Origin of the sequence: Terasakiella sp. SH-1 (assembly GCF_004564135.1) — a bacterium.
Classification (GTDB): domain Bacteria; phylum Pseudomonadota; class Alphaproteobacteria; order Rhodospirillales; family Terasakiellaceae; genus Terasakiella.
In genome coordinates this window covers 1,623,121-1,649,111 of the sequence record NZ_CP038255.1, presented here as the reverse complement: position 1 = coordinate 1,649,111, position 25,991 = coordinate 1,623,121, and the positions used below count along the sequence as shown (strand labels likewise).

The 25,991-nt window shown below is 47.8% G+C and carries 12 protein-coding genes and 1 tRNA gene (1 of these 13 running past the window's edge); 5 read left to right on the top strand and 8 right to left on the bottom strand.

Annotation, left to right across the window (positions count from 1 at the left end; translation table 11 throughout):
• Positions 1–463 precede the first annotated feature (463 nt).
• Entirely contained in the window at positions 464–892 is a 429-nt protein-coding gene (locus E4K71_RS07715) for a hypothetical protein (protein ID WP_135078316.1), read from the top strand.
• A 109-nt stretch (positions 893–1,001) separates the two neighbouring features.
• Positions 1,002–1,601 (top strand): site-specific integrase, encoded by a 600-nt coding sequence (locus tag E4K71_RS07710; RefSeq protein ID WP_135078314.1) that lies wholly within the window; start codon positions 1,002–1,004, stop codon positions 1,599–1,601.
• Here E4K71_RS07710 and E4K71_RS07705 read toward each other — a convergent pair.
• The 8 genes from E4K71_RS07705 to E4K71_RS07670 all read right to left on the bottom strand — a co-directional run bounded on the left by E4K71_RS07705 (position 1,585) and on the right by E4K71_RS07670 (position 8,021).
• Entirely contained in the window at positions 1,585–2,481 is an 897-nt protein-coding gene (locus tag E4K71_RS07705) for a putative phage abortive infection protein (protein ID WP_135078312.1), read from the bottom strand. The genes E4K71_RS07710 and E4K71_RS07705 overlap by 17 nt on opposite strands.
• A gap of 5 nt (positions 2,482–2,486) precedes the next feature.
• Entirely contained in the window at positions 2,487–2,897 is a 411-nt protein-coding gene (locus E4K71_RS07700) for a hypothetical protein (RefSeq protein WP_135078310.1), read from the bottom strand.
• A gap of 82 nt (positions 2,898–2,979) precedes the next feature.
• Entirely contained in the window at positions 2,980–3,465 is a 486-nt protein-coding gene (locus E4K71_RS07695; protein ID WP_135078308.1) for a hypothetical protein, read from the bottom strand.
• A gap of 26 nt (positions 3,466–3,491) precedes the next feature.
• Positions 3,492–5,294: a site-specific integrase gene (locus tag E4K71_RS07690; protein WP_135078306.1), complete on the bottom strand. Its 1,803-nt coding sequence runs from the start codon at positions 5,292–5,294 to the stop codon at positions 3,492–3,494.
• 121 nt (positions 5,295–5,415) lie between these two features.
• A tRNA-Ser gene (locus tag E4K71_RS07685) sits at positions 5,416–5,503 on the bottom strand.
• 128 nt (positions 5,504–5,631) lie between these two features.
• Complete coding sequence (locus E4K71_RS07680) at positions 5,632–5,829, bottom strand: DUF2783 domain-containing protein (RefSeq protein ID WP_135078304.1); 198 nt, start codon at positions 5,827–5,829, stop codon at positions 5,632–5,634.
• A gap of 18 nt (positions 5,830–5,847) precedes the next feature.
• Positions 5,848–7,461: an FAD-dependent oxidoreductase gene (locus tag E4K71_RS07675; RefSeq protein WP_135078302.1), complete on the bottom strand. Its 1,614-nt coding sequence runs from the start codon at positions 7,459–7,461 to the stop codon at positions 5,848–5,850.
• A 23-nt stretch (positions 7,462–7,484) separates the two neighbouring features.
• Entirely contained in the window at positions 7,485–8,021 is a 537-nt protein-coding gene (locus E4K71_RS07670) for a VOC family protein (protein ID WP_135078300.1), read from the bottom strand.
• A gap of 175 nt (positions 8,022–8,196) precedes the next feature.
• On the opposite strand from E4K71_RS07670, the gene E4K71_RS07665 reads away from it, so the two are divergent.
• From E4K71_RS07665 to E4K71_RS07655, 3 genes are all read left to right on the top strand, one after another.
• A complete protein-coding gene (locus E4K71_RS07665) occupies positions 8,197–8,667 on the top strand; it encodes a MarR family transcriptional regulator (protein WP_135078298.1) in 471 nt (156 codons plus the stop codon).
• Between the two features lie 10 nt (positions 8,668–8,677).
• Positions 8,678–10,087, top strand: coding sequence for an L-serine ammonia-lyase (locus E4K71_RS07660; protein WP_135078296.1), 1,410 nt, complete (start codon positions 8,678–8,680; stop codon positions 10,085–10,087).
• Between the two features lie 434 nt (positions 10,088–10,521).
• Positions 10,522–25,991, top strand: the 5' portion of a protein-coding gene (locus E4K71_RS07655) for a tandem-95 repeat protein (RefSeq protein WP_135078294.1). 13,822 nt of this gene lie beyond the right edge of the window; 15,470 of the gene's 29,292 nt are visible here — the first part of the coding sequence; its start codon is at positions 10,522–10,524; its stop codon lies off the right edge, out of view.

Here is a 25,991-nt window from a genome sequence, read left to right as displayed (position 1 = left end):
ATTACTGGTATATTTACCCCAGCTTTCGAGATGCGACATCGCGATTTCAAGTCGGCCACAGTGGAAGTTGTGGTGATGGTCTTAATCATCACGGGCCTCAAACTGCCGGTCTTATTCCCGGTATCAGCGTTGTATTTTAAACTTCCAAGGTTATTTAGCACAGGTCATCAGTTGGATGTCCCGAACACAATATTTGCCTTCTAAATCAGGGCACGCTGAATCGTCAATTAATAAATTCCTACAGATGTTCCTGTTTTGGATTCGATGCTAAAATCGCAATATTCACAGAGTAGCAATCATAAAATGAGCGAGGTAACACGATGCTACCTTTTTAGATGGAAGTCCTTGAATGGACTCACTGAATTGGAACCCACAAGGCTTTTAGCGTGATATGGCAATGGCCTGAATTTGACTTTCGGTGATGGAACTGCTGCATTTAGTGCAGTTACACGGGGTGGTCACCATGATTGAAATGAACTTTAGCAACAAGAAAAAGCCGCTGGTCGAGGTACGGAGAAATGATCCTATCAAAGTATTCCGGGCAGCCCTTGAACAGCAGTTGGAGGTTGTTGCTCATGAACTCATCGGTGAAACATTCACGATCCAACGCCGTCGTTATAGTCATGGCAAGCCCACCACAGTCGCCGTGCCGGTACGGAAGTGGTATTGGTCTGACGGTGGTGAATATTATCTGGTCCTGCGTTATTCATCCCAGAAGGTTCAAATCCATGGCTACGAGAGTATCCGATGTGGTGAGACGTTGGATCATGTGCAGGCAACCTTGAACCGTATTGCTGAGGCTTTGGACGAGCAGGATGAAGATGTTCTGGCGGCATTGGATGACGCATACCAACGCACCCGGTGGAAAAAGTTTACTTCTGTCCAAAGTTAAAGATTGTGATCATTGCTGCGGCGTTGCTGATGACGGATGATTTCAACGCGGTTGATAATGTTGAAAGGTGCATGCTGCACCTCAAAGATAAACATTATGGGAGGATGATATGAGCAAGGAAGGCAAAGCCAAGGTTTTGACAGATGCGGAGTTTGAGCGATTGATGAAGATTACCGCTGTAGAAGCTCATGCGGCCCGTAACACAGCAATCCTGATGTGTTTGTTCGGCTTGGGCCTGCGGGTCCATGAATGCAGTTCATTGCGTCTCGGTGATGTTACGGATAGTGATGGTGAAATTCGTCAGCAGTTTCAGATAAAAATTGCCAACAGCAAGACGAACAGAAACAGAGAAGTGTTCCTGAGCAACCCGCGTGTGCGTCGTGCCATCAAATCATATATCGATCACCGCCGTGCCACCGAAGGTCCTGACCTGCATCCAAACGCATTCCTGTTCCGATCACAAAAAGGCAGCCGTTTTACCGGGAATACGATGCAGCAGTTGGCGAAGCGTTTGTTTATCAAGTCTGGTCTACCAGACAGCACTAGCAGTCACTCTGGACGTAGAACATTCGCCACTCGTCTGATCAACAACGGTGTCGGCTTGAAGAACCTGTCATGCCTGATGGGGCACGCTACGGTAAACCAATCGGCTGAATATGCAGATACTAATCCATTGATTTTGGAACGGGCCGTTAGAAAAATCCTGTAGATTTATCAATAATCTCGTATTTAACATTTAGGTTTTTTGCATGGTTCACTAGGATGTCATCTTCTGTTCTGGTGCGAAGGGTGAAGTTATCCAACATTTCATGTTTTTTGATATAAGGTGTCATGGGCTTCCCGTATTTGTAATGGGAATTGATGAAAAGTAAGAAAAGTTCACCATCTGACAGGTGGGGACGTAATATTTTAATTAGGCCAATTTTATCTGTGTCATGTAATTCTGTATGATGTTCGATAAATTCGATAATTCGATTTAGCATCCGAAAGTAATGACCAAGGTTTTCACCGTTCTCTTCATATAGGTATTCATATTTCTTAATGAAATCTTCTTCGGAAGTGCAGCCTATAATCATTCTTTCAAATTCTTTGTGAATTGAGGCTAAAGCGGTTCTCCCGGTTAGGAAAACTTTTTTTGCAGAATCTGAGATGTATTCTTTTTCAGTTATAGTCATTCCCCCGATGATGTCTTGCAATGACTCGATCATCTTGAAGAAGGTGTTTTCAATGTTTTGACGGTTTAATGTTTTGGATTGCTCACGTAACGCTAGCTTGGAACCTTCAAGTTCTTCCTTCTGCAAATTCATTGTTTCGTTGGTCGCTTTGAGTTCTTTCATTTGCAAGAACACAGCATAGACAAACCATGTAAATGCCAATGGTGAAAACCAACCCGCGAAGAAATCACCCATTTCATTCAGTTTGCCATCATTACTAAACGCAAACAGACCACCGATTACACCAATCACCACCCACGCTAAAGATGCAACGGCACCATAACGTTTGACCAACCGGCCTTGTTTTATTGTCATAAGACGATTAATGATCAAGGCAGAGGCTTTGAGTTTACGTTTTATTTGCTGGAAATTCATCGTATCTATCCGAACAGAGCTTTAAAATATTTTGCGGTTGTTTCAACCGAGGTGTAGCAAATCATTGATGCAAGTAATGTGTATGCATGGATGACGACATATTCTATTAGTGGCTCATTGCTGTTTCCAGTAACCGTTTGAAAACACCATCTGAAAATCCGAGAACTGATGAAGCTAAAAATCAACACCGAAACTGGTATGCCAATGAATAATCTGAGCATATAATCTCGCTCTATTTCACCACCGATCAAATACATGACCATGGGCAAAACAGCAACTATGAAACGTTTGTTGCGTATCGAAGATTGTGAAAATGGATATACTGAGCCACGCATACGGTGACCGACATGCCATATTAATCCACCGTATATTGCAATGCCAAATAATAGGTGACCGACTGTTGCTTGGTCATTCATGCGATGAGTTCCAATGTTTGAATTTGAAAAAAAAAACATCTATTGGTAGGTGTTTGGTGTAATTAATTCAATTAAAATATAGTCAGTGTTTTCCACATGTTGGGCATGCTTTGGGTGTGTGAGATATATCTACCTTGGTTATACCACCCATGTTTTTAAATTCTTCAACTGCCCCTTTATCAAAAGCTCTTGCAAACAAAAAAGCAAAAACGCACATAGCAAATGGACCTATGCTGAATGCCAAGATATGGTTTTTTTCGATTGAAGAATAAATTTGCTCACCATTCATGGCAAATTGATATAAAGCGTAAAAGCAATATCCACCTCCAATGAATGGGGCTATTCGTGCAGCAAGATAGATAATTAAGGATATACCTACCAAAAGCCATGCCCATGAAGTAAAAATTAAACCAAAAAATATGTTTATGATAGCTAGGAAGAGATTGTTACTTGGGTTTTCTTTGCACCTAACATTTTTCAAATATGCCATGCCATATTTTGTAGCTTCATGTTCAAATGGCGACCAGAAAGCAATTGCGACATACACACCAAACAATACTTCAAACATGCTTGTGAAATTACTTAAATGATACGTCATTCATTTTCCTCGTTATCAATCAAATGTGATAAATCCACATCATATGTAACCTTGCTGATGTGTTCGTGTTGGACATCCGGTGGATAGCCGCGACCGTAGACTTTGTAATCGATGGTGTCTTCTTCACCATTCTTTGATGACCAACCGCCCAACGTGCGTTGGATGTCTTGTGGCACCTGTGCGGCCCGTAACGCATCACAATACATGTGACGTAGGGAATGGAAGGTTGGGCCGTTGATGTCGAGTTTTTTCTTGAGTAGTGATCGGTTGAACCATTTGTTGAATGGATCGCTGTAGTAGCCTGTGGAGCCGATGGGGAGTTCCGGGAATAAATGTGTTTCACCGGCTTTCTTCTGCTGCTCGTAATGATGAATGAAACCGAGCTTGATCAACATGGGGTGGATGACGAGGAAGCGTTCACTGCTTTCATTTTTGACATTCTTGACTTCTTCACCATCATCGTCGTCGTATCGGATCAGGATGCAGTGGTAACCATCAATAATTTTGATGTCTGATACCAAAAGCTGACAGCATTCATTCAATCTGACACCTTGATACAGGCCAATCAATGGCACCCAGAATTTTCCGCTACGCACTTTGAAGTTGCCGGGCCGCCACCAGTATTCTAAATTCATACATCCATGATATAGTTCTGCATCAAATATTGTTTTGATTTGCTCCATGGTGAATTGTTCTTTGGTTCTGTTTTTCTCTTTACGTGGAACAGCCACCTTCAAATCAACAGCCAATGATTTATCAACGTAATCTTTATTGTTTGCAAACGTGAACATGGATGTGAGCAATGTCATGTAGTCATTGATGGTCTTCGCTGCTGGTTTTGGGAAATCGCGACCTTCATTACGTAGTTTCTTCAACTTGGCATGAATTTCCCGGACGGTCATCTTTGGGAATTTTGAATGGAAGTATGGGGTCAGTTCTCGAAAAATATCTCGAACTTCATCAAATTCATGACGCTCGATGGTGCTGATCAAACGGTTGTCGCCACCAAGTAATTCAATCAATGAATCAGCTTTGTAGCCGTTGGTCAGCTTCGTTTTGCTTCCGCGAATTTTCGACGGGTTTTTCATGTATTCATTGTATAACTCACGAAGTGTCACCGTTTTTTTACCGCGTGATGATGTGTCTGGTGTATGTGCCGCAATATCAGTTTTGCGATGCGTTATGTCACCAATATTTTGTATGGCAGTTGCTTTTTGGTGTTCCCAATATTGTGTTCTGATTTGTTTGTATAAATCTGTGCCTGCCGGGACAATGAGATTGTTTTTCTCAAGCATGCAATCAATCACCGGGTCTGCATCGGAAGTATCGAACTTGGTGTTTTCTTTAATTGCATCAAGGTGGCGTAATTCATGAGCAATTGCATTGGAAGCAATTTGATGTGCATCACCACCAAGATTATGTGAAAGGAGTTGCATGGGGGTCAACTCGGTTAAGGGCACAGATGTATAGTAACGTTCGATCATCCGCTGGATTTCGAGTTGCGGTATGTGTGGTGGTGACTTCGGTTGGTCATCAAGTTTTCGTTTGGCGACATCGATGCGTTGATCATAATCAGCCGCAAAATCAACGTAGCGTACAACGGCTTCACTTTCGTGCTTCGTATCAAGATTTACACGATAGTATCCAGCACTGACATTTGGTTCCATGCGATGTGGTTTGCCATCTGGATATACCGGGGCAGGGAAGTGATCACGTAGACGAACCGGAATCTTTCTGACGTATATCCAACGCCCGTTAGTTTTCTGGGATAATCCGGTAATTTTGACTTCGCGTGGCATGTGCAACCTATTGGGTTCAGGTCGTGTGCAACTACAAAAGTTGCACGTTTGGTTGCACAGTATAAACTGAAAAAGCCCAGAAAACCAATGGTATTAGGTTTTCTGGTCTTTCTTTAATCAGTGGCGGAGGGATAGGGATTCGAACCCTAGGTACGTCTCCGTACAACGGTTTTCAAGACCGCCGCTTTCGACCACTCAGCCATCCCTCCACAGGATGTGTTGGCAGGTTATTAGCCTAGTTTTTATATGCTTGGCAAGCGGGAAATTTTAGTTTTTTTGATTTTTTTTGAAGGGTGTGCGTCACCCCAGGTTTTTCGGGGGTGACGCACAGTTTGTTTTATGCTTCTGCGCTCTTTCTTGCCGCTTGCATTGCTTCGCTAAGCACATCCATATCACCGATGTGATTGGAGAGTAGCAAAATCAGTTTTGCATTGACCTCGCGGCTTTGTTCCTCACTCAGGTCGCGGTGGAGGTCGATCAATTCCTGATAAAAGTCATCAGGGCGTGCGATATTTGGTTTTGTGTTTAATGCCATTGTTAGAACCTCCTTTTCTTAAGCTTGTGCTGTTGCACGCATGATGGCCGTGGCGATTTCGGTGTCGTCAAAGCTGCGCCAGCGTCCAGCAACATGTTGGTCGGGGCGGATCAGGTATGTGGTGCCATCCTGGCCGTCGTAGCGTTCTTTCAGGCAACCTTTGGTGTCTTCAATATCCTTGCCGACAACAATCACGTCGGCGTCAATACCATTGACTTCAACGGATTTAACCTGAGGGTCTGTACCGAAGACCAAAACTTTGAAACGGGAGTCAGCAATAGTGTTGAGGAACCATTCATCCCCATTAACCGGTGCATCCGCACAGTTGGTGCCTGGATTCATTTTACCTGCGAATTCATCACTATCCGGTGTGTTCAGAGAGCTGTTCACATAAGGGGTCGGCATGGACAGGCGACCGGAATTGACCAGTGGGCGGGCAAAATCATAGTCGGAGGCCAAGTCCAGAACCGCATCGCGGAAGGCTTTGGAAACCGCACTTTTAGGTGTGATGAAGTCTGTGGAACGGGTGGAGTTCAGCAGGTTGTCAGCAGCGGCAAATACACGTTCTTCGCTGTATGTGTCCAACAGCTTTTCAGGTGCCTTTCCATCCATGACCATTTTTAACTTCCATGTCAGGTTATCAATGTCCTGAACGCCAGTGTTTGCCCCGCGTGCACCGAACGGAGATACCTGATGGGCTGCATCGCCTGCAATAAAGACGCGACCGCACTTGAAATCTTGCAGCTGGCGACAGGCAAACTGATAGACAGATACCCATTCCAGTTCAAACTCTACATCCTCGCCTAACATGGCTTTCAAGCGCGGAATGACGTTTTCCGGCTTTTTCTCTTCTTCCGGGTCACAATCCCACCCCAGCTGGAAGTCAATGCGCCAGACATCATCAGATTGCATGTGGAGAAGGACAGATTGGTTGCGGTGGAAAGGCGGGTTAAACCAGAACCAACGTTCCGCCGGGAAATCAGCCTTCATGACCACATCGGCAATCAGGAAACGGTCTTGGAAGAATTGGCCTTCAAAATCAAGGCCAAGCATCTTGCGTGTATCGGAATTGGCCCCGTCACAGGCAACTACATAGTCGGCTTCCATCTTGTAAACACCGTCTGGTGTTTCAACTTGTAAGGCCACATGGTCTTCATGGTTTTTGAGGCTGATGGTTTTGGATTTCCAGCGGAAATCAATCAGGTTGCCATATTGTTTTTTGCATTCATCAATCATGTATTCTTCAAGATAATATTGTTGAAGATTGATGAAAGCGGGGATTTTATGGTCGTCTTCGGGCAGAAGGTCGAATTGATAGACCATTTCTTCGTCACGAAAGACTTTACCAACTTTCCACACAACTGATTTATCAATCATGCGGTCAGCAACGCCTAAACGGTCCCAGACTTCAAGGGGGCGCTTGGCATAACAAACAGCACGTGAACCAATGGAAACGGTGTTGTTGTCATCCAAAACAACAACGGGAATACCTTGTTTGGCAAAATCAAGGGCAGTGGTCAGGCCGATGGGGCCAGCCCCGATTACAACAGCCTTGTGGCGTTTTACTTCCCCAGATTTTTGTTCATCGGATTGAATATAGTCAAATTCCGGATATTCATATGTATTAAGCATGTGCTTTCCTCCCTTCACACCTTTTAGCCGTTGAATTCTTTTTCATGCATCCACTTGGCATGTTCCGGTGCACGCTTGGTCTTGGACCATTCTTCCAGCATGTCCCATTTCACATCATCCAGACGTTTGTGCATGTCTGGTGTATCTGTATTTGCGGCCAGTTCCAGGCGATGGCCGTTGGGGTCAAAGAAATAGATGGATTGGAACAAAGTGTGGTCGGTGGGGCCGACAACCTCGATATTATCGGCTTCGAGCTTTTCCTTGATGCTGTTGAGCTCTTCCATAGAACCGACTTGAAAGGCGATATGTTGACACCATTCAGGTGTGTTGACATCACGCCCCATTTCCGGGGAGTTAGGCAATTCAAAAAAGGCCAGAATATTGCCGCTGCCCGCATTCAGGAAAATATGCATGTAAGGGTCTGGTTCTTTTGTCGAAGGAACTTCGTTTTCTGCAATTGCTAAAACAAAATCCATATCCAGATATTTTTGATACCAAAGAACCGTTTCTTTCGCATCTTTACAGCGATAGGCAACGTGGTGAATTTTTTGTATGGCCATTTCAATCTCCGTCAAAAAGCCGCCCTGATAAAGTTACAAGTGAAACTATAAAGGTTTCAATTGTAACTAATCAAGTGGAAAATGCATTTGGATGTGAAAAAAACTTGCGAAGGCGTTCTTCCTGTTCTTAGATGGTTATTAATGAAACTAAAAATAAGGTCAGGTATTTTACCAAATGAGACGTAATAAGCCGATTGACGACTTTAAGCTTGAGACATTTTTTCCGTACCTTGTCCGTATTTATTATCGTGCTGTGAGTGATGCCGTCTCAACCATTTATGAAAGAGATTATGACCTGACAGTTTCAGAATGGCGGGCAATGGCGGTGTTGGGCAATAGCGAAGAACCACTTTCAGCCGGTGAAATTGTCACACGTTCCAGTATTGATAAGGTCAAAGTCAGTCGTGCTATTTCTGGGCTGACAAATAAGGGCTATCTTGAACGCAAAGTCGATGAAGCAGACCGCCGCAAAGTTGCCCTTCAACTGACGCGTAACGGTTACTATATCTTTGATGAGCTTGCCGCCAAAGTGCAGGAGCTGGAAAAAGACCTTCTTGCCGGATTGGATCAGGAAGAGCAGGAACAATTGCTGACCTTAATGGCAAAGGTTCGCAAAAACGCAGAAAGCTTGAATAGTCAAGAATAAGGATGGGCAGTTGAACGAAGTCGACCAAAAGCAGATTGATACAAACCTAAGCGTTGTCGACTTGTTCACCATTGGGATTGGGCCGTCAAGTTCCCATACTGTTGGCCCCATGCGGGCAGGGTACCTGTTTTGTCAGGACCTTTTGAAACATAAATTGCTTGATCGGGTTCAGGCGGTACGTATTGACCTTTATGGTTCACTGGCGTTAACGGGAAAGGGGCATGCCACGGATAATGCTGTTCTTTTGGGGCTTAGTGGGCAGCGACCACGAAGTGTGGACCCGGATCAAATTGGAACCTGCCTTGATGGGATTAGAAGCTGCAAACAACTCAAGCTCGCAGGTGAGCATATCATTTCTTTTGAAGAAGAGAGCCAGCTGGTTTTTAATTACGATATTGTACGTGATGAACACCCCAATACGATGACCATTGCTGCCTATGATGGTCAAGCCAGTCTGTTGTATCAGCAGGATTATTTTTCGGTCGGTGGTGGTTTTATTGTCACCAAAAGTGCCCATAATCAGGCAGAATACAGTGGTCAGGATGTGGTGTTGAAATACCCGTTTTCTTCGGCAGAGGAACTTTTGGCTATTGGGCAGCGTGAAAAGCTGACGATTGCGCAGATCATGAAAGCCAATGAATTATCTTGGCGTGCAGAAAATGAAACATGCGATTTTATCATGCGTGTCAGAAATGCGATGAGCGATTGCATTGATCGTGGATGCCTGCAAGCCGGGGTGTTGCCCGGTGGGTTCAAGGTACAGCGTCGGGCAAATGACCTTTACAAGGAGCTGACAACCCGACCGGAAGAGGGGTTAAAAGACCCTTTGACGGTAATGGACTGGATTAATCTTTATGCACTGGCGGTGAGCGAGGAAAATGCTGCCGGGGGCAGGGTGGTAACGGCACCAACCAATGGTGCTGCGGGGGTGATCCCTGCTGTTTTGCGCTATTATGAACGGTTTTGTCCGCAGGCCAATGAAGATGGGGTGGTGGATTTCTTGCTAACCGCAGCTGCCATTGGGGTGCTTTATAAAAAGCGAGCTTCCATTTCCGGGGCTGAAGTTGGTTGTCAGGGGGAAGTCGGGGTTGCCTGTTCCATGGCTGCTGGTGGTTTAACAGCAGCTTTGGGTGGGAGTAACGAGCAAGTGGAAAATGCTGCTGAGATTGGCATGGAACATAATCTGGGTCTGACCTGTGATCCGGTTGGTGGGCTTGTGCAAATCCCCTGTATTGAACGCAATACCATGGGCGCGATGAAAGCGATCAATGCCTCACGTCTTGCCTTGAGAGGGGATGGGCAGCATCTTGTTTCATTGGATAAGGTGATTGAAACCATGCGTCAAACAGGCATGGATATGCGTAGTAAATATAAAGAAACATCCAAGGGTGGACTGGCTGTCAATATCGTTGCCTGTTAAGAGGTGTTCAACTTATAATTTAGTTCTGCCTTCCTTGAAAATATAGATAAGTACATCCCCGTAGATGTTCTCAAAAGTTGTTTAATCTCAAAAACTTCTTTTTCTTGTTACATGGATTTTACCCTTGTGTTTGCGAATCTTTTTCAAAAAGATTCGTTTTTACATCTTGGGTGTTTATAGACCTTTGCGTTTCTTATGCTTATTTAAGGAATGGTTAATTCTTCAAATTTTAAGAAAACTGTTTTAAAGCAGGGGGTTATGGGGGTGGTTTTTGTGTGCTTGGAAACGGCGTTGTAAGTAGGCAACTTTAATTGTGCTTATATGTGCTAAAGTTTTGGTTCTACCGATATTTTTGCTACAATTCGATAACTAAAAAAAGAATACCTATGCTTTCTTGAGGGCATGGATAAACAGCAAGATAGGCGGGCAAGCTTATGAATTTTTTTGATCGTTCTAAGGGGCAGTTCGGAGACCTCCGCGCTGCTGATGTCGTTTTGGGTGCTGATAGCGCAAAGGTTGCGTTGCCTCCTTCCTTCGATATTGCAACTGTGCAGTTTGACAGACAGGGGCCTGACCTGCTGATCACGTCCAATTCCGGTGAAACGATCCTTGTTACCGGCTATTTTGCCGCCGGTATGAAAACAGCTATTACGCTTCCCAACGGTGTGGTCTTGCCCGCTCATATCGTTGCCAAGCTTGCTGGCCCCATTGCCCCTAATCAAGTTGCTCAGGCCACAGACCCGCTGGCGGCTGAACCCATCGGTAAAGTCGAAACGGCCGATGGTACGGTTGAGGTCATCCGTGCGGATGGTACCCGCGTGACTTTGTCTGTCGGGGACCCGGTTTATCAAGGTGACGAGCTGGTCACAGGTGATGATGGCGCTGTCGGGATTGTCTTTGCTGATGAAACCACCTTTGCCTTAGGTGAGGCCGGCCGGATGATTTTGGATGAAATGGTCTATGATCCGGGTGGTGAAGACGGTGCCATTGGCATGACGTTGCTGAGTGGTGCCATGACGTTTGTGTCCGGTGCTGTTGCCAAGGTGAACCCGGACGCCATGCAAATTTCAACCCCCATTGCGACCATCGGTATTCGTGGAACCGCAGGGGTGTTGAAGGTTGCGCAAGGGCAATTAGATGCTGTTATGCTGCCTGAACAGGAAGGGGCAGGTGCAGACCTTGAGCTGGATCAGATTGCCGGTGGCGGCGGTCAGGTGACAGGGGAGTTTATCGTCACCAACACGGCCACAGGCGAGACGACCACCATTAACCAAGCTTTTCAGGGGATGACCAGTACGGCCAGCGGTAACTCTGCCCCGCGTATTTTAAATCCGGCTGAAATCGGCCAATTGGCAGGGGCGGCTATCTCGGCGCTGCCAAATGCAGCAAATCTGTTGCCCCCGGCAGTGGTAGCGGCCATTGTACAAGCGAAAAACCCGGAAGCAAAGGGGGAGATTGTTGCCCCGGAAGAGGTCTTGGTCGATCTGGATACGGCCGAAGCCTTACAGGAAATTTTTGAAACGGTCGCTGTGACACAGGCCAATTTCTCGGCTTCTGCTGATCTGATTGAAGAACTCGTCGCTGATTTGGAAGAAACTGCCGAAGTTGCAGCAGTACAGGCGACTCAAGACATCCTTGATGAAGATGCTGCAATTACGGCACAGGCCAATAGCTTGTCCACATTGGCAACAGATATGCAGTCCATTGCCAGCAGTGGTTCAGCCCTTGAACAAACTGCCGGTTCCAGCGGTGGGTCGGCTGAAATTCAGGCCAAGGTTGGAGTTATTTCCATTGATTGGGATAATGATACGGCGAATGCCATCGAGGATAGTATTGACAACGTGATGGAAGGTTATTCCACCGCCAATGCTATAGGGATCGTCGGGACAAGTGTCATTGACCTGACAGAATTGATTGCACGTTCATTGAAAGTGCTGGACGACCCAGCCAGTGCCATTACGGCCCTTCAGACGATCCAGACCAGTTTGGCCGGGGCCATGACAGAGGCAACGAACATCGTTTCTGCCATGACACTGGTACAAGATGCCAATTCCTCTAACCCGGATCTGAGCCTGTCGGTCAAAGACCGCATGGTTGAGGCCGTTACCCGTACGGCCAAGTTTGTCAAAGATAACGGCGGCACAGATGCCGAAGCCAGTGCCAAAGCGCGTGAAATCATCATTGATGGTATCCCAAGCACGGGTAAGTTGACCTTTGGCGACACCACAACGGAAGTCTATAAATATTTTGATGGTATCCAGGCGGAAATTAGCGCTGCTTTGACATATAGTGGTAATCCCAATGCCCTTACAAATTTGGATAACCATTTGCTGGCGGTGGATACGCAGCTTGGCAACCTGAAAAATCTTGACTTTGTTGCAGGTAGCACGGTGGATAGCAGCAAGCTTGATGGCTTTATCGACGAAGTTTTGGTTCTCAATGGGTATGCCAAAACAGCGGCAACCCAAGCGGCAAATGTAATCAATGCTGATAGTGGTAATGCTGATTCTGCAGGTTTGATGGATGCTGCGGCAACGGCGGCTTCAGCGGCACAAAAAAGTGCCTATGACTTTGTTGACCCAACAGGTTCTGCGCAATCCAAAACTGATTATGATGCGGCCAAGCAGGCATATATTGATTCTGTTGGGGATGATAACGTCCCTTCACAGGTTTTAAGCGGGATTTCAACCTATACAACGGCGAGGGGTTCAGCGCAGAGCGAGAACTCAAGCGGTGCTCAAACCATTTTGAGCAACTTTGATCGCACCACCAAAAATGCAGCAGAAGCTTCTGTGGCAGGGGAGCGTGTCACTCAAGCGGATATTGATGCGGCCACCAGCAATTTGACCAGTGCAAAAACGGGACTGGCACAATCCAAAACAGATTTGGCAACAGCGCAGTCTGCCTTTGATACGGCAGCAAGCACGTTGAAAACGGCCTCTGGTAATGTGTTGACGGCTTTGTTGAATTGGGCACGTGAAGATGCCAAGGCGACAGTCTATGAGGCTGGTGCGGCTACGATTAATGCAGGTGATAGCAGCTTTACAGCTTCTGATGGCAGTGGCCTGGATGGCTTGCAGGAAGTGAAGGATTATGTCGCAAATCGTCAGGCTAAACTGGATAGCTATCCAACTGATACAAATGAAAAATATCATAGTAATTCAGCAGCAACGGCTGATCAGAAAAAGACCTTTAGCGAGTGGAAGCAAGCCTTACAAGATGACCCAAAGGATATTGAGGCTGCGCGCAATGTCTTGATTGGGGAACAGCAGGTTTCCGCTTATGAAACAGTCATTAAATTTGGTAAGGAACTACAAGCCCTGTGGCAGAAGGCATATGATGATGCCTCTGCCAAGGCGACGGCGCTGCGATCTTCTGCCAATTCGTTGAAGACAACATTGGATGATGCCAAGACGACGGAAAGTACGGCACGCGATGATGTGAATGACAAACTGGATGATTTGATTGAGGCCCAACAGGATGTTTCGGTCGAAAGCAAGACCGTTGCGATCTTCCAATCACGATTATCTGTGCTGGAGACCCGTGCAGAACAAGAAGCCATAGCCGATCTGGATGATATTTTGTCTGATGGGCGCGCCTTACTGGATACAGCATTGGCACAGGCCAAGACTGCCGCAGATAAGGCCAAGGCGGCCGAAGCTGAAATTGCCAAGGCGGAAAGTACGGATGACAGTGCAACGCGTGCCAGTATTAAATCGGCTGCGGAAACCTTGCAAGGTGAAGCCCAGACTGCGATGGAAGCGGCGAAACAGGCTTATGATCGTTTTGCGGCTGATGATAGCGGTTCAACCGATGATGATGTTTTAAAGCGTGCGAACGATATTAAAACCGATTATCCGCGTCCCCCCAGTGATGTGGATACCGTTATTGCCGATTTACAGGCGCTACAGACCTCAGCGCAAAGTGCTTATAACGAAGCCCTGAAACAGTATCAGTCAGCAACTCAGTCTGTTGCGGTGATTACTGAAATCGTTTCTGGTGATGCAAGCAGTATTGCAGCGGCCAAGGTCACGGCTACGACTGCAGCTGAGGCGGCGAAAACACAAGCCTTGCAGGCTGCGGTGGAAAAAGCACAAGCTGCGCAAAAGGAAATCCAGTCTGCTGAGGCTGAGGCTAAAGCCCTTAAGGCTGCGGCCACGACGATTGCGGAAAAAGGGGCGGACAGTACAGCAGCTAATTCTTCTGCGACCAGAGAAGGTAATGTCAAAACTGATTACGATACCATTGTTTCGAAACTGACATTGGTGTCTGGGGATAGTGCTAATAATATTACTGGGCTTGTACAGCAGGTTGTTGATGCGCAAACAGCAGGTAATCTTGATTTGGCCCGCAGTTTGGCTGATAGCGTGCAAAATTATGCCACAGATGTGAAAGCGTTGCTGAATGGGGGCACACACAGTGATAATTCCACCACATCGACAGGTATTCGCGTCAACGTGCAGGCGGCGGCTAAAGAAGTCATTACGGCCTTTAGCAATACGGTAGGGGGGCGCACCATTGATGCCAATGGTGTGGAGACCGGCCGTACTGGATTGCTGTCTAATTCCAGCACACAAAAAACAGCGGCAGAGGCAGAATATGTCAAAGCCGATAAGGCGGAAAATGACAAGACAGATGCCAGTGTGGAAAGTGTGCGTGAAGTCTTTAATATTAGCGATACGGCTTCAATCGTTTCTGTTCTGGTCGATCCTGACCAAATGGCTGTGTCGACTTCGGAACGTCAGGAACGGGAAGGGACAGATGTTGCCAGTTATGATCCGCTTTTTACAAAGTTGGAAAACCTGAAAACATCGGTGGCGACAAATCTGTCTACGGCAAAAACAGCCAAAAACTTAACCGATACATATGCAACGCAGGCGGAAAATCTGGCTGTTGATGCCCGTTTGATTTTGGATTTGGCAGAACTGACAGGGGCGGATTATTCAACCTATTCCACTACGGTTGATAAACTCAGCAAAGTTGCAGGTCAGATTGCTGATGAAAATGGGGCGGCTTCTGCTGCTGTACAGCGCATTGTGCAGATCAACAATGCATTGGATCTTTATGATAAATTGTGGGATGCACGGGTCGATGCGGCTGTTCAGGCGGAAAAAGCCCGTGTCGCTGCCCAGGCCGCAGCTGATAAAGCCGCAGCAGATGCTGCGAAAGCCCAAGAAGAGCGCGAAAAACAAAAAGCAGCCGAAGATGAAGCTGATACGGCCAAGGCGCTTGAGTTCAAAAACACGGCAACTTCCGAAGAAGCCTTGGCAAAAACGGCTTTGGCAAATGCGCAAGAAGCAGCGGTTAACGGGGATAAGCAATCTGCTGAAACCTATTTAACATCTGTACGTGACCATGCAGCCAAGGCACAGGCGGCAGCAACGGCGGCATCTGAAGCCGCTGCTGGTCCAGGGCCGGGCACAACGGCGGCGACACATGCCAGTGATGCACGTGCAAAAAATCAGGCAGCTCAAGGGTATGTCGGGGAAGCCGAAGCTGCTGTCGGTACAGCCGATAATGCCGCAGCGGCTGCTGATAAATGGCGCGATGGCACGGCGACTTCTGCACGACTTTCTGCTGATAGTGACAAGACGACGGCGGCAAATAACGAAACATCTGCGCGCAACGCGTTAAGTGATGCCTCAACCAAGTTGGATAGCGCTCGCACCGCTGTGGCCGATGCCGAAGTCGATGCGGCCTCTGCCGGGGCGGCTTATAACAGTTTGGTGGATTCAGAAAAAACGGCCAAAGATAAGGCAGCTGCTGTTTTGGTTGAAGTGGGGAATGATACATCAAATGTGATTTATCAGGCTTGGGCTTCTGCGGCGACGGCGGCTGGTGATGCGACAGCCAACGCTTTGGCAGCTTCTCAGGATGCGGCACAAGCGCTCAGTGATGCCAAAAGCCGTTTAACAGTGGCGCAAACAACGTATGATCGGGCGTTAACAGCGGCCAATAATGCAACAGATCAATTAGCCGATGCGGTCTCTGATGCCGCCTTTGCTGCCGCAGCGGAACAATTGGGTCGTTCGGTTTCTGAAGCGCAAGTGGATTTCCGTCTCAGCACTGCGCAAACAGAACTGGATACGGCGCTCAGCAATATTGCCGCTGAAAAAACGACTGTTGATGCCAAGGCGGTGACGGCGGCGACTTATTCCAAAGATGATGCCAATTTTGATCAAAGCTTGGTGCAAAATGCCTACGATAATCCCAATAGTACAGATGATGCGGTTGGGGCCTTGGCAGATGCACAAACGGCCAAAGCCAGCGCCGATGCTGCCTTGACCAAGGCGCAAAATGCCTTGGCACAATATCATGTGGCGATTAAAGCGGCCAATGATGACGGCGGCACCATTCAGGACTTTGCCTCTTATACCAATGCGGAATGGGTGAAAATTGATGCTTCAACCGTAATTTACGGCTCAACCTTCCAGAAATATAAGTCTGCGCAGGCAAGTATTGAACTGGCGGGTAAAAAGGCTGATGAAGCAGCCCAGGCGCTTCAAGATGTGACGGTGAAGGTGCAAGAGGTTGCGCAATCACTGGCAAAGGCCAATGCCATTGCGGCCCAAAAAGCCTTGGCTGCGGAAGCTGACCTTGATGCCGCGCAAACGGCTTCGGCGTCTGCCCTTGAACGTGCAGAAAAAGCAGCGGAGGAAGCGGTTGATTCAGCCTATACCGGGGTGAATGCAGCTAAATCTGCCGTAGATGGCCTTGTTGCGATTGAAGGCAGTGGGAATAGCGACATCAATACCGCACTGACGAAAATGACCAGTGCGCTTAGTGCAATTGGGTCGCTTCAAAGTGATGTTGATGGATGGGGCACATCTGGGACATCACCCAATGGTACACAGATTGATAGTGCGATTGCCGATATTGGTGATGTGGACACAGGTGGCGATAGTGACCTGTTGACCCTGTTATTTGATGCGCATACCGCATTGTCTAACGCATCAGGGTTAAGCAGTTTTGGATCTTCGGCAGCAACACAGGCCATCAATGCGATTGCGGCCATGTTGGATGAGGGTAATACCCCGGATGACGGGGGCGTGGTTTCTGCGTTGTCGGCCTTAACAGAACTGAAAACAGCCAATACGCAAAATGCTGCGGCACAGGCGGCAACTTCGGCAGATGTGAATGCGGGGATTACCGCAGCGCAAAATACAGCAGCGGCGGCATCTAATGGGGCAGGGCATGCGGAAAGCGTTGCCGGTTTTACTGCTACGGCTCAAACCGCATTGAAAAATATTGCGGGTATTCAGGCGCAGAAAGCCTTGGCTGATGCGGAAACAGCGGCTAAAAATGCAGTACAGGCCGATATTGATGCGATTGTCGCATCGGCCAATGCTGCTGATACAGCCGCAGATACGGCTGAGGCAGATGCCGCGACGGCCAAAGCATCCTATGATCAGGCGGTGTTGGATGAGGCTGCGGCCAAAGGTCATTTGACCACGTTGGAAAGCACCGCAAACTTTGCCGATAACAACAAGGATACCATCGCCAATTTCAATACGGGTGATGACAAACTTGTGTTGCAGAACGGCACGCATCTGAGCTTTGTAGAAACAGCCTACACATTTGACACGGATGTTAAAACGACACGGGCCAATATTATTGCCGATAGCACTGTGGCGGAAAATTCCATTGTGCATTTCAGCAATGGTGGTTCCACTTATGTCTTTACCAAGATTACAACGGCTGACCCTTATGCGGATTTCTTTGTTGAAATCACCAATATGACAGGCACGCTCAGTTCATCCAATTTCGATCTGGAAAATGGGGGCAGCTACACAACCTTGTTTGGGACCAGTGGGGCCGATACACTGGATGCGGCCAATGGCACAGCTGTTGACGGGCTGGGCGGGGCAGATAGCATTACAGATGAGGCGGGTGCCCAGGATGCCTATATCTATCATGGTTATACGGATTTGGCACAAAAGGCTCAAATCCTTAATGATTTAAATGATGCCAAGAATGCTTATCAGGATGCCTATAATGCGATGAAGGCGGCTGAAACGGCCAAAACGGCTGCTGATACGGCGGCAAAAGCGGCCCGTACAGCCTCTGACGCAGCTGCAGCGGAAGCAGAAACGGTTGCCAAAATTGTCAACCCGTCTCAGTCATCAAACTATGTGACCTATCTTGATGGTTTTGATGCTTCTACGCTGACCTCCAGTTTCTTTACCGATGATACAAGTACATCGGGCACTGATGAAAGCGATATTGATGGTGATGGTATTTCCAATGCCAAGGAAATTTCCAACAGTCGTAAGATTGCAGGCGAACAGGAAGATACAGCCGTTACCCAGAAAAATATTGCAGCCACTGAAAAAGCGGATGCAGCAGCAGAACAGGTGAAATCCGCTGCAGCTGTGACCAAGGCAAGCAATAGCAAGGATGCGGCTGCGACGACGAAAACCAGTTTTGATAAATCAGAACAGATTGCTGATCAGTTGGTAAAAGTCGAAAGCTATCGTGAGGGGGCCGAAACGAATGCCAGCAGTGCTGAAACAGCAGCCACAGCAGCCAGTGCAGCGTCTCAAGAAGCGTCTGCCAAAACCACAGATGCAACCCTGACCAATCAGCAGAAAATTGATCAGGCTCGTACCGCAGCCAATACAGCTCATAGCCAGCAGTCTACTGTTGAAACAGCTGAAACCAATGCGTTGAGCAATTTCAACAATGCTTATACCGCCTTAATTGCGGCCTATGACGTGATTGGGACAGCCTCATCTGAACTGAATAGCCTGACCACGGCCTATAATGAAATGTCTGCGGCGATTACCGCACATGCCAATACCGATACAACAACCACAACGGCTGCGGATAATAGCACCTTGGAAACGGCAGAAACAGGCAAGGTCACAGCCTATGAAACGGCCTTTGATGCCTTCATTGCCGATCTTAAGACTGAATTGACCACCAAGGCGAATGCAAACTCGATTACGACGTTGCAAAAAGACTTGATCACCAATGCCCATCAATCGGTGAGTGAGACCTTTGCCTCGTTACAAGAGGCCGTGACGCAGCATGCGATTGCCACAACAGCCGCCATCACGGCAGAAGATACCGCAGATAGTGCGGCGACCGATATTACAGCGGCTGTTGCCAAGGCCGTTGCTGCCTATGAAGCTGCGGCTGAACAAGAAGCTGTGGATGCGGAAGCCGCTGCAGCCCTTGCGGCCAAGGTCTATGATGATCCGGATAGTACGGAAGACACGGTTGGGGTCGTTGCTGATATTACATCGCTGACCTCGACGATTAATTCCAATATCGACAGTTTGCTGAGCGGCACGTTAGCATCAAATCAGACAACGATCGTCGATAATTTGGGACAGGCGACTTATGACGATCTTGTCAGCCAGTTAAACACCCTGAAAACAACTGTGACAGCGGCGCAAAACAAGTTGGCGGCCATTCAAACAGATGTCAGTACAGCCGCCACGGCATCTTTGACAGCCAGTCAGTCTGCGCGTACAGAAGCCAACAAGACGGTTGATGTCAATAATGACGTTGACCCGGTGGGAGATGCCAAAACGTATGCCGATGCGGCCAAGACTTATAAGCAAACAGCCGTCAACCAGTTAGAGCTGACCCGTGCTCATGCGTCGCGCATCGAACGGATTGAAGGTGACGTTGGTGGTTTGAACCAAGGTTATGAACAGCTGTCCAACCTTGTCGATGCCAAGGTGGAATTGGCAAACGAACAGGCCGCAGCCAAGGCTGTGCCGATTGCAGTGGCCGATACCTTGTCTGTGGATGAAGACACATCGCTGGTACTGGATGATCTGTTGTTGGCAAACGATTATCGTGAAGATGGTGAAGCTGTGACCATCCTTGATGTGGGTAAGCCAAGTTCTGGGACCATTTCAGTTAATAGTGACGGGAAATTTGTCTTTACCCCGGTGACTGATGAGGTCGGGGATGTGACCTTTACCTATATCATCACAACCGATAACGGGAAAATTGCTTCTGCCACAGCGACATTGACTGTGAACCCAATCAATGATGCGCCGATTGCGATTGCAGATATTGCGACAACCCCAGATGAGATTACCGAAGTAACCTTGAACCTGTTGGCGAATGATGTGAATGTGGATACGGGCGATACCCTGACCGTGACATCCATTGCCACACCGCCGACCAAAGGGACAGTAACCATTCTGGACAGTGGCGTGGGTGGGCGTGTGACCTACACACCGGACCCGGATGATGCAACAATCAAAGCTCTGGGGGATGGGGAGACACTCACCGATACCTTTACCTATGTGGTAACAGATAGTGCAGGGTTGAGCGCGACCGGATCAGTGAGTGTGACGGTGACGGGGACAAATGATTTACCTGTTGTCAGTAATACATCCCTGAGTTTTGATGAAGGCAATGACTATACCTTTGCGGCATCAGATTTCACTGCAGGCTATAGCGATGTTGAAAGCAACAGTCTGACCCATATTCAGATTACCCAGCTTCCGGCTGAAAGCATTAGTGACGGGGGGCAGACCTATCTCAACACCGATATCGGGACGTTGAAGCTGAATGGGTCGGCTGTGTCGCTTTATGACAAGATCGCTGTTGCCGATATCCCTAATCTGGTCTTTAGCCCGCAAGGGGATTTCACCGGGACCTTGAGCATGGGCTGGAAAGCCTCAGACGGGGAAACATATACTGATAGCAGCAATGTCGTACAGCAGGTCTTTTCTGAAAATGAAGCGACCATGACCTTTACGGTCAATGCAGTGAATGACGCGCCTGAAGGTTTTGCGACCATTTCTGGGACTGTGGCGGAAGATACGGTCATTACCGGCAGTGTCGATTTCAGCTCTGATCTGATCTACACGGTTGAACCAGATGATATCCCGACCAAAGGGACGGTCAGTATTGATCCGGTCGATGGGGTTTATGTCTATATCCCGACCACCAGTTTTAACGGAACAGACAGTTTCAAGGTTACAACAACCGATGATCAGGGGAACAGCTTTACCCAAAGCTTTACGGTCAATGTAACGACAACTGATACGGAAATTATTGATTATATCGGTGTGTTTGATCCCGATGGGGATACGCTGACCTATACACTGGATACACGGGCAGAGGCGTCTTACGGCAGTGTCAGCCTGAATGAAACAACAGGCACTTATACGTACACACCGGAAACAAATTATTCTGGTGAGGATAGTTTTACCGTTATTGTGTCTGATGGTAATGGCTTGAGCTTTACGCAAACGGTCAGCTTGACGGTTAGTAATGTAAATGATGCCCCCACAGATATGGCGCTGTCAAATTCCAGTGTGAATGAGGCTACCGACGGGGCTGTCGTGGGGATTCTGTCCACAACCGATACAGATACAGGTGATACATTTACCTATAGTGTTGATAATGCGAAGTTTGAAATCGACAGTGACGGCAAAACGCTGAAACTGAAATCCGGTTATGAACTGGATTTCGAAGAAAATGAGACCGTGACACTGACAGTCACCGCAACCGACAGTGGCGGGTTGTCTGTCTCCAAAAGTTTCACGGTAAATATCAATGATGTCAATGAAGCACCGACCAATATCTCTGTCTCCAGCCTAAGTGTTGCAGAGGATGAGGATGGTGCGGTGGTCGGCAATGTCTTTGTGACCGACCCGGATGCCAATAACACCTTTACCTATACCATCAGTGACTCACGTTTTGAGATCGTTGATAATCAGCTGAAACTGAAATCCGGTGAAAAGCTTGATGCTGAATTGGATGGGACAAGCATTCCTCTCACTATTGATGTCAGTGATGGGACCAACAGTTTGGAAAGCCCGCTGGCGTTTACCATTTCTGTGACTGATACCAATGATGAAATTCCGGCTATTACGATTGAACCGCCCTTTACGCTGACATCAGAAAAGAACTACGGTACGGCGACGTCCTATTACGATATGGAAATCGTGGATGTGAATAACGACGGCCATAATGATTTGATTATGGCGAACAATAGCGATGGGCGTATGGAGGTTCGCCTCAACGATGGTAATGGTAATCTCGGGACTGAAAGCGTTGTTTACAGTGCGAGTTATCATCGTTTTGAGGTCGGGGACTTCAATAAAGATGGCAATGTCGATTTTGTCATGGCAAATGGGGCCTATTTGACGGGTAACGGGAATGGGACCTTTACAGAACAAACCGCATTCATGACAGGAGGGGCAAACCTCGGTGTCGTGGATATTGACAGCGACGGTGATCTGGATGTTTTCCGCCTGACCAATGGGGCCAACCAACTGTTCCTTAATGATGGGGAAGGAGGCTTTACCAATTCAGGTTATGCATTTGGGAGTTTGGATAGCAAATCAATCGGCTTTGGCGATTTTGACGCTGATGGCGATATTGATTTCGTAACCGGGACCTGGGGTGGTGTGAGCGAAGTCTGGCAAAACACAGGTCTGGATGGTGAAGCAGGGACACCGACCTTCGCATCTGCCGGGACTCTTGATCCGGGCAGTGGGGCAGCAACCAATGATATTGAAGTCGGGGACCTTGATGGCGATGGTGATCAGGACCTGTGGTTGACCAACCGTTATGCACCTAACAAGGTTTTCCTGAATGATGGGGCGGATAACCTGACCTTTAGCGCAGGGGGGACGTTTGCTGATAGTGGGGATACAACTCGCCAAGGGGCTGATATCGGGGATATTGATGGCGATGGTGATCTTGATGTGATTGTCGCCCGCGATGGTACGGACGAATTCTGGATTAATGACGGTACAGGCAGTTTTACGGACATCAATGCCGGGGCTGCCCTTGGTACAGGTGGTGACTGGGGGGCATCTGTTGATATCGGGGATATCAATGGTGACGGCAAACTGGATATTGCCTTGTCCCATTATCGCTACAACACTGAAATTTTAATTAATAACACGCCTGACCCAATTTCATCCCATACGGAAGATGGGGATGTGGCCCTGCCATTTGAATATATTGTTTTGGAAGACAAGGATGCCGCCGCTGAGGTTGTTTCTGCCAGTGTCAAAATCTCAAATGTTCAGAACGGTGATCAGCTTGGTTTTGATAGTAGTGTTGCAACAGCAAATAATGTCAGCGGTGTGTATAATGCGTCTACGGGTACGTTGAGCCTCACATCTGATAGCGGTGAATTTGTGACACCTGCGCAGTTCCAGGCGGTTCTACGCACGGTTACGTATAAAACAACAGTCGATGATGCCAGTGATGTAGATCGTGTTCTTGAGGTGACGATCAATGATGGGCTGAACACCAGTGCTCCGGCATCGGCAACGATCACGATTACCCTGACCAACGATGCCCCTGTCGTCAGCGATAATACTGCCGTTGCCCAACTTACGGCGAATTTGGAAGATGCGACGACGATTGAGGCAACGGCGGTAAGTGCAATTGTCAGTCAACAAGGCGCAAGTGACCCAGATGGGGCTGCATTGCCTGTCGGGATTGCCGTTACCGGATCGCTTAGTGATCATGGGAAATGGGAATATTCCATTGATGCGGGTTCAAGCTGGTTGGCGATGGGCACCACGTCAGAAACGAGTGCCCTGTTACTGGATAGCACATCACAAATCCGTTTTGTTCCACATGAGAATTTTGCAGGAAGTGAAACCTTCCAATACCGTCTGTGGGATGGGACAACAGGAAAATCAGGCGATACGGGCGTTACTATTTCCGCAACAGGTGGTGAAACCTCTTTTGGTACAGATATTTTAACGGCCAGCTCAAGCGTAACCCCAGTAAATGATGCGCCCATTGCCTTTGGTTCTGATTCTGTCGACAGTATTGCACTGGATCATGCAACACAGACGTACAGCGAGCCCCAGCTGACACTCCTGGATGATGGGACCTATTTAGGGGTGTGGGTTGATAGCGCCAATGCCAAGGATATCCTCGCCCAGCGTTTTTCTGCAACTGGGGACGAAATTGGGCACGCCTTTAATATCGCAGCAACGGCTGGGGCGGAATATGATCCGGTTATTACAACCTTGTCAGATGACCGGGTGGCTGTGGCTTATCTGGATGCAACAACCAATAAATTCCAGGCTGTGTTGGTTAACCCGCAAACGGAAGATGTGAGCCCGGCTGGAGCTGCTGTTTCAACAACAGGAAACCCGCATAGTGTTGATATCACAGCCATGTCTGATGGTGGTTTTGTCGTCAGCTATGTGGTGTCATCTTCGAGTTATCCCATTAATGTACATCGCTTTAATAGCGCTGGGGAAAGTGTGAGTGATGTGACGTTGCCGGGGACAAGCGCGACGTCAGGAACCAACCTGTATCCGAAAATTGTTGAACTGGAAAGCAGTAATAAACTGGCTGTTCTTTGGCATATTGAAAGTGGCGGGGTTAAGGAAAGCCACGTTCAGATTTTGAAACCGGATTTGTCTCTGGACGCAGGAACACCGGAAAACACACCGCTTCTTGAATTACCGACAGATGGGAGCACAAATCAGGCATCATCTGATCTGATTGCCACACATGATGGTGGTTTTGCTGTTGCCTACCAATATGGGGCAGGCGAAATCCGTGTCATGATTTATGGCAGCGATTATCAACCGGTTACGTCTGTTCCTGTTGCCATTAATCCTTCATTGGGGGTTGATCCCGGTCTTTCAATCGCAGTGGCAGAAGATGGGATCTTGCTTGTTTCCTGGACGGATACAGCAACAGCAAAAGATATTTATGCCCAGTATATAACCGAGGACGGGCGACTGGCCGGTTCTGCGTTTAAAGTCAATGATACGGATACCGGGGCGCAGCACAGCCACCAAATTACGGCCAGCGATGATAATCAGTTTGTGATGACCTGGCAGGATGACCAGACAGGTGCCATTATGGCAAAACGTCTGGTTGCTGCGATTGAAGATCAGCCCAAGGTATTTGCACTTGGTGGATATGATGTTGATAGCGTGACATTAACTGCGATGCTTACAAGCTTGCCGTCAAATGGTACGCTTTATCACGCAACTATGGATGAACAAACAGATAAACCTCTTCAGGGTGCGCCTGTTGTGCTTGATACAGAAGTCCCCAGTGGGCTTGTGATGTTTGTTCCCGACAGTGATGTCACGGGAAGTGATGGGTTTACCTATAGCTTGAGTGATGGTGAGAATACCATAACAGGAAGTTATAATTTTGATGTTCTTGCTGTAAATGATGCGCCTGTTGCTTCTATCGCAGCCTCTAGCGGTGCAGAAGAAACCGCACAAGAACTCACAATCGGTGACATTCTGGCAAATGTCAGTGATGTTGATAATACGGTTGGAGAACTCACATTAAAATCTGTCGCAGGGCAGGTTATTCAAGTTGGTACAGCCTGGGAAGAAAGCCTGATACTTCCAAGTGGCAGTCTTGCTTTTGATGGTTCCAAGTTTATCTTTACCCCACGCGCTGATTTTGAAGGAACACAAACGTTCCCTTATGTCGTAAGTGACGGGGAGTTTGATGCGAGCGCAAATATCCAATTCACCGTAAGCCCGGTTAATGATGCGCCAGAGTTCTTGGCCCCTGAAAAATCCATCATGGTTGATGGGGATGAACAGGTTTCCACCACAGCAACCACATCTGGGCCGGGATCGACAGATAGTCTGGATACGGTTGCCCATGCCGATGGGTCTTATGGTGTGTTTTGGACCCATTATAATGGGTCGGTTAATGAAATTCGCGGGCGGGTCTATGATCCCTCAGGCCACCCGATTGGGAGTGATTTCGTTGTCAGTGCCTCCCATGGCTATTCACTTTATCCAAATGCAACGACCACAGATGACGGTGGCTATTTGGTGACATATTCCACACCGGGGGCAAACTCTGATGTGATTGTGCAAAAAGTCAATGTGTCTGGCAATATGGTGAACCTCGCTGCGAACTATGTGGTGAACGGGGCGTCTAGCAGCAGCCAATATCAATCTTCTGT

Bases quoted from the DNA above. Each gene is read 5' to 3' on its own strand.
- E4K71_RS07715 (WP_135078316.1), top strand. From the start codon at position 464: ATGATTGAAATGAACTTTAGCAACAAGAAAAAGCCGCTGGTCGAGGTA.
- E4K71_RS07710 (WP_135078314.1), top strand. From the start codon at position 1,002: ATGAGCAAGGAAGGCAAAGCCAAGGTTTTGACAGATGCGGAGTTTGAG.
- E4K71_RS07705 (WP_135078312.1), bottom strand. From the start codon at position 2,481: ATGAATTTCCAGCAAATAAAACGTAAACTCAAAGCCTCTGCCTTGATC.
- E4K71_RS07700 (WP_135078310.1), bottom strand. From the start codon at position 2,897: ATGAATGACCAAGCAACAGTCGGTCACCTATTATTTGGCATTGCAATA.
- E4K71_RS07695 (WP_135078308.1), bottom strand. From the start codon at position 3,465: ATGTTTGAAGTATTGTTTGGTGTGTATGTCGCAATTGCTTTCTGGTCG.
- E4K71_RS07690 (WP_135078306.1), bottom strand. From the start codon at position 5,294: ATGCCACGCGAAGTCAAAATTACCGGATTATCCCAGAAAACTAACGGG.
- E4K71_RS07680 (WP_135078304.1), bottom strand. From the start codon at position 5,829: ATGGCATTAAACACAAAACCAAATATCGCACGCCCTGATGACTTTTAT.
- E4K71_RS07675 (WP_135078302.1), bottom strand. From the start codon at position 7,461: ATGCTTAATACATATGAATATCCGGAATTTGACTATATTCAATCCGAT.
- E4K71_RS07670 (WP_135078300.1), bottom strand. From the start codon at position 8,021: ATGGCCATACAAAAAATTCACCACGTTGCCTATCGCTGTAAAGATGCG.
- E4K71_RS07665 (WP_135078298.1), top strand. From the start codon at position 8,197: ATGAGACGTAATAAGCCGATTGACGACTTTAAGCTTGAGACATTTTTT.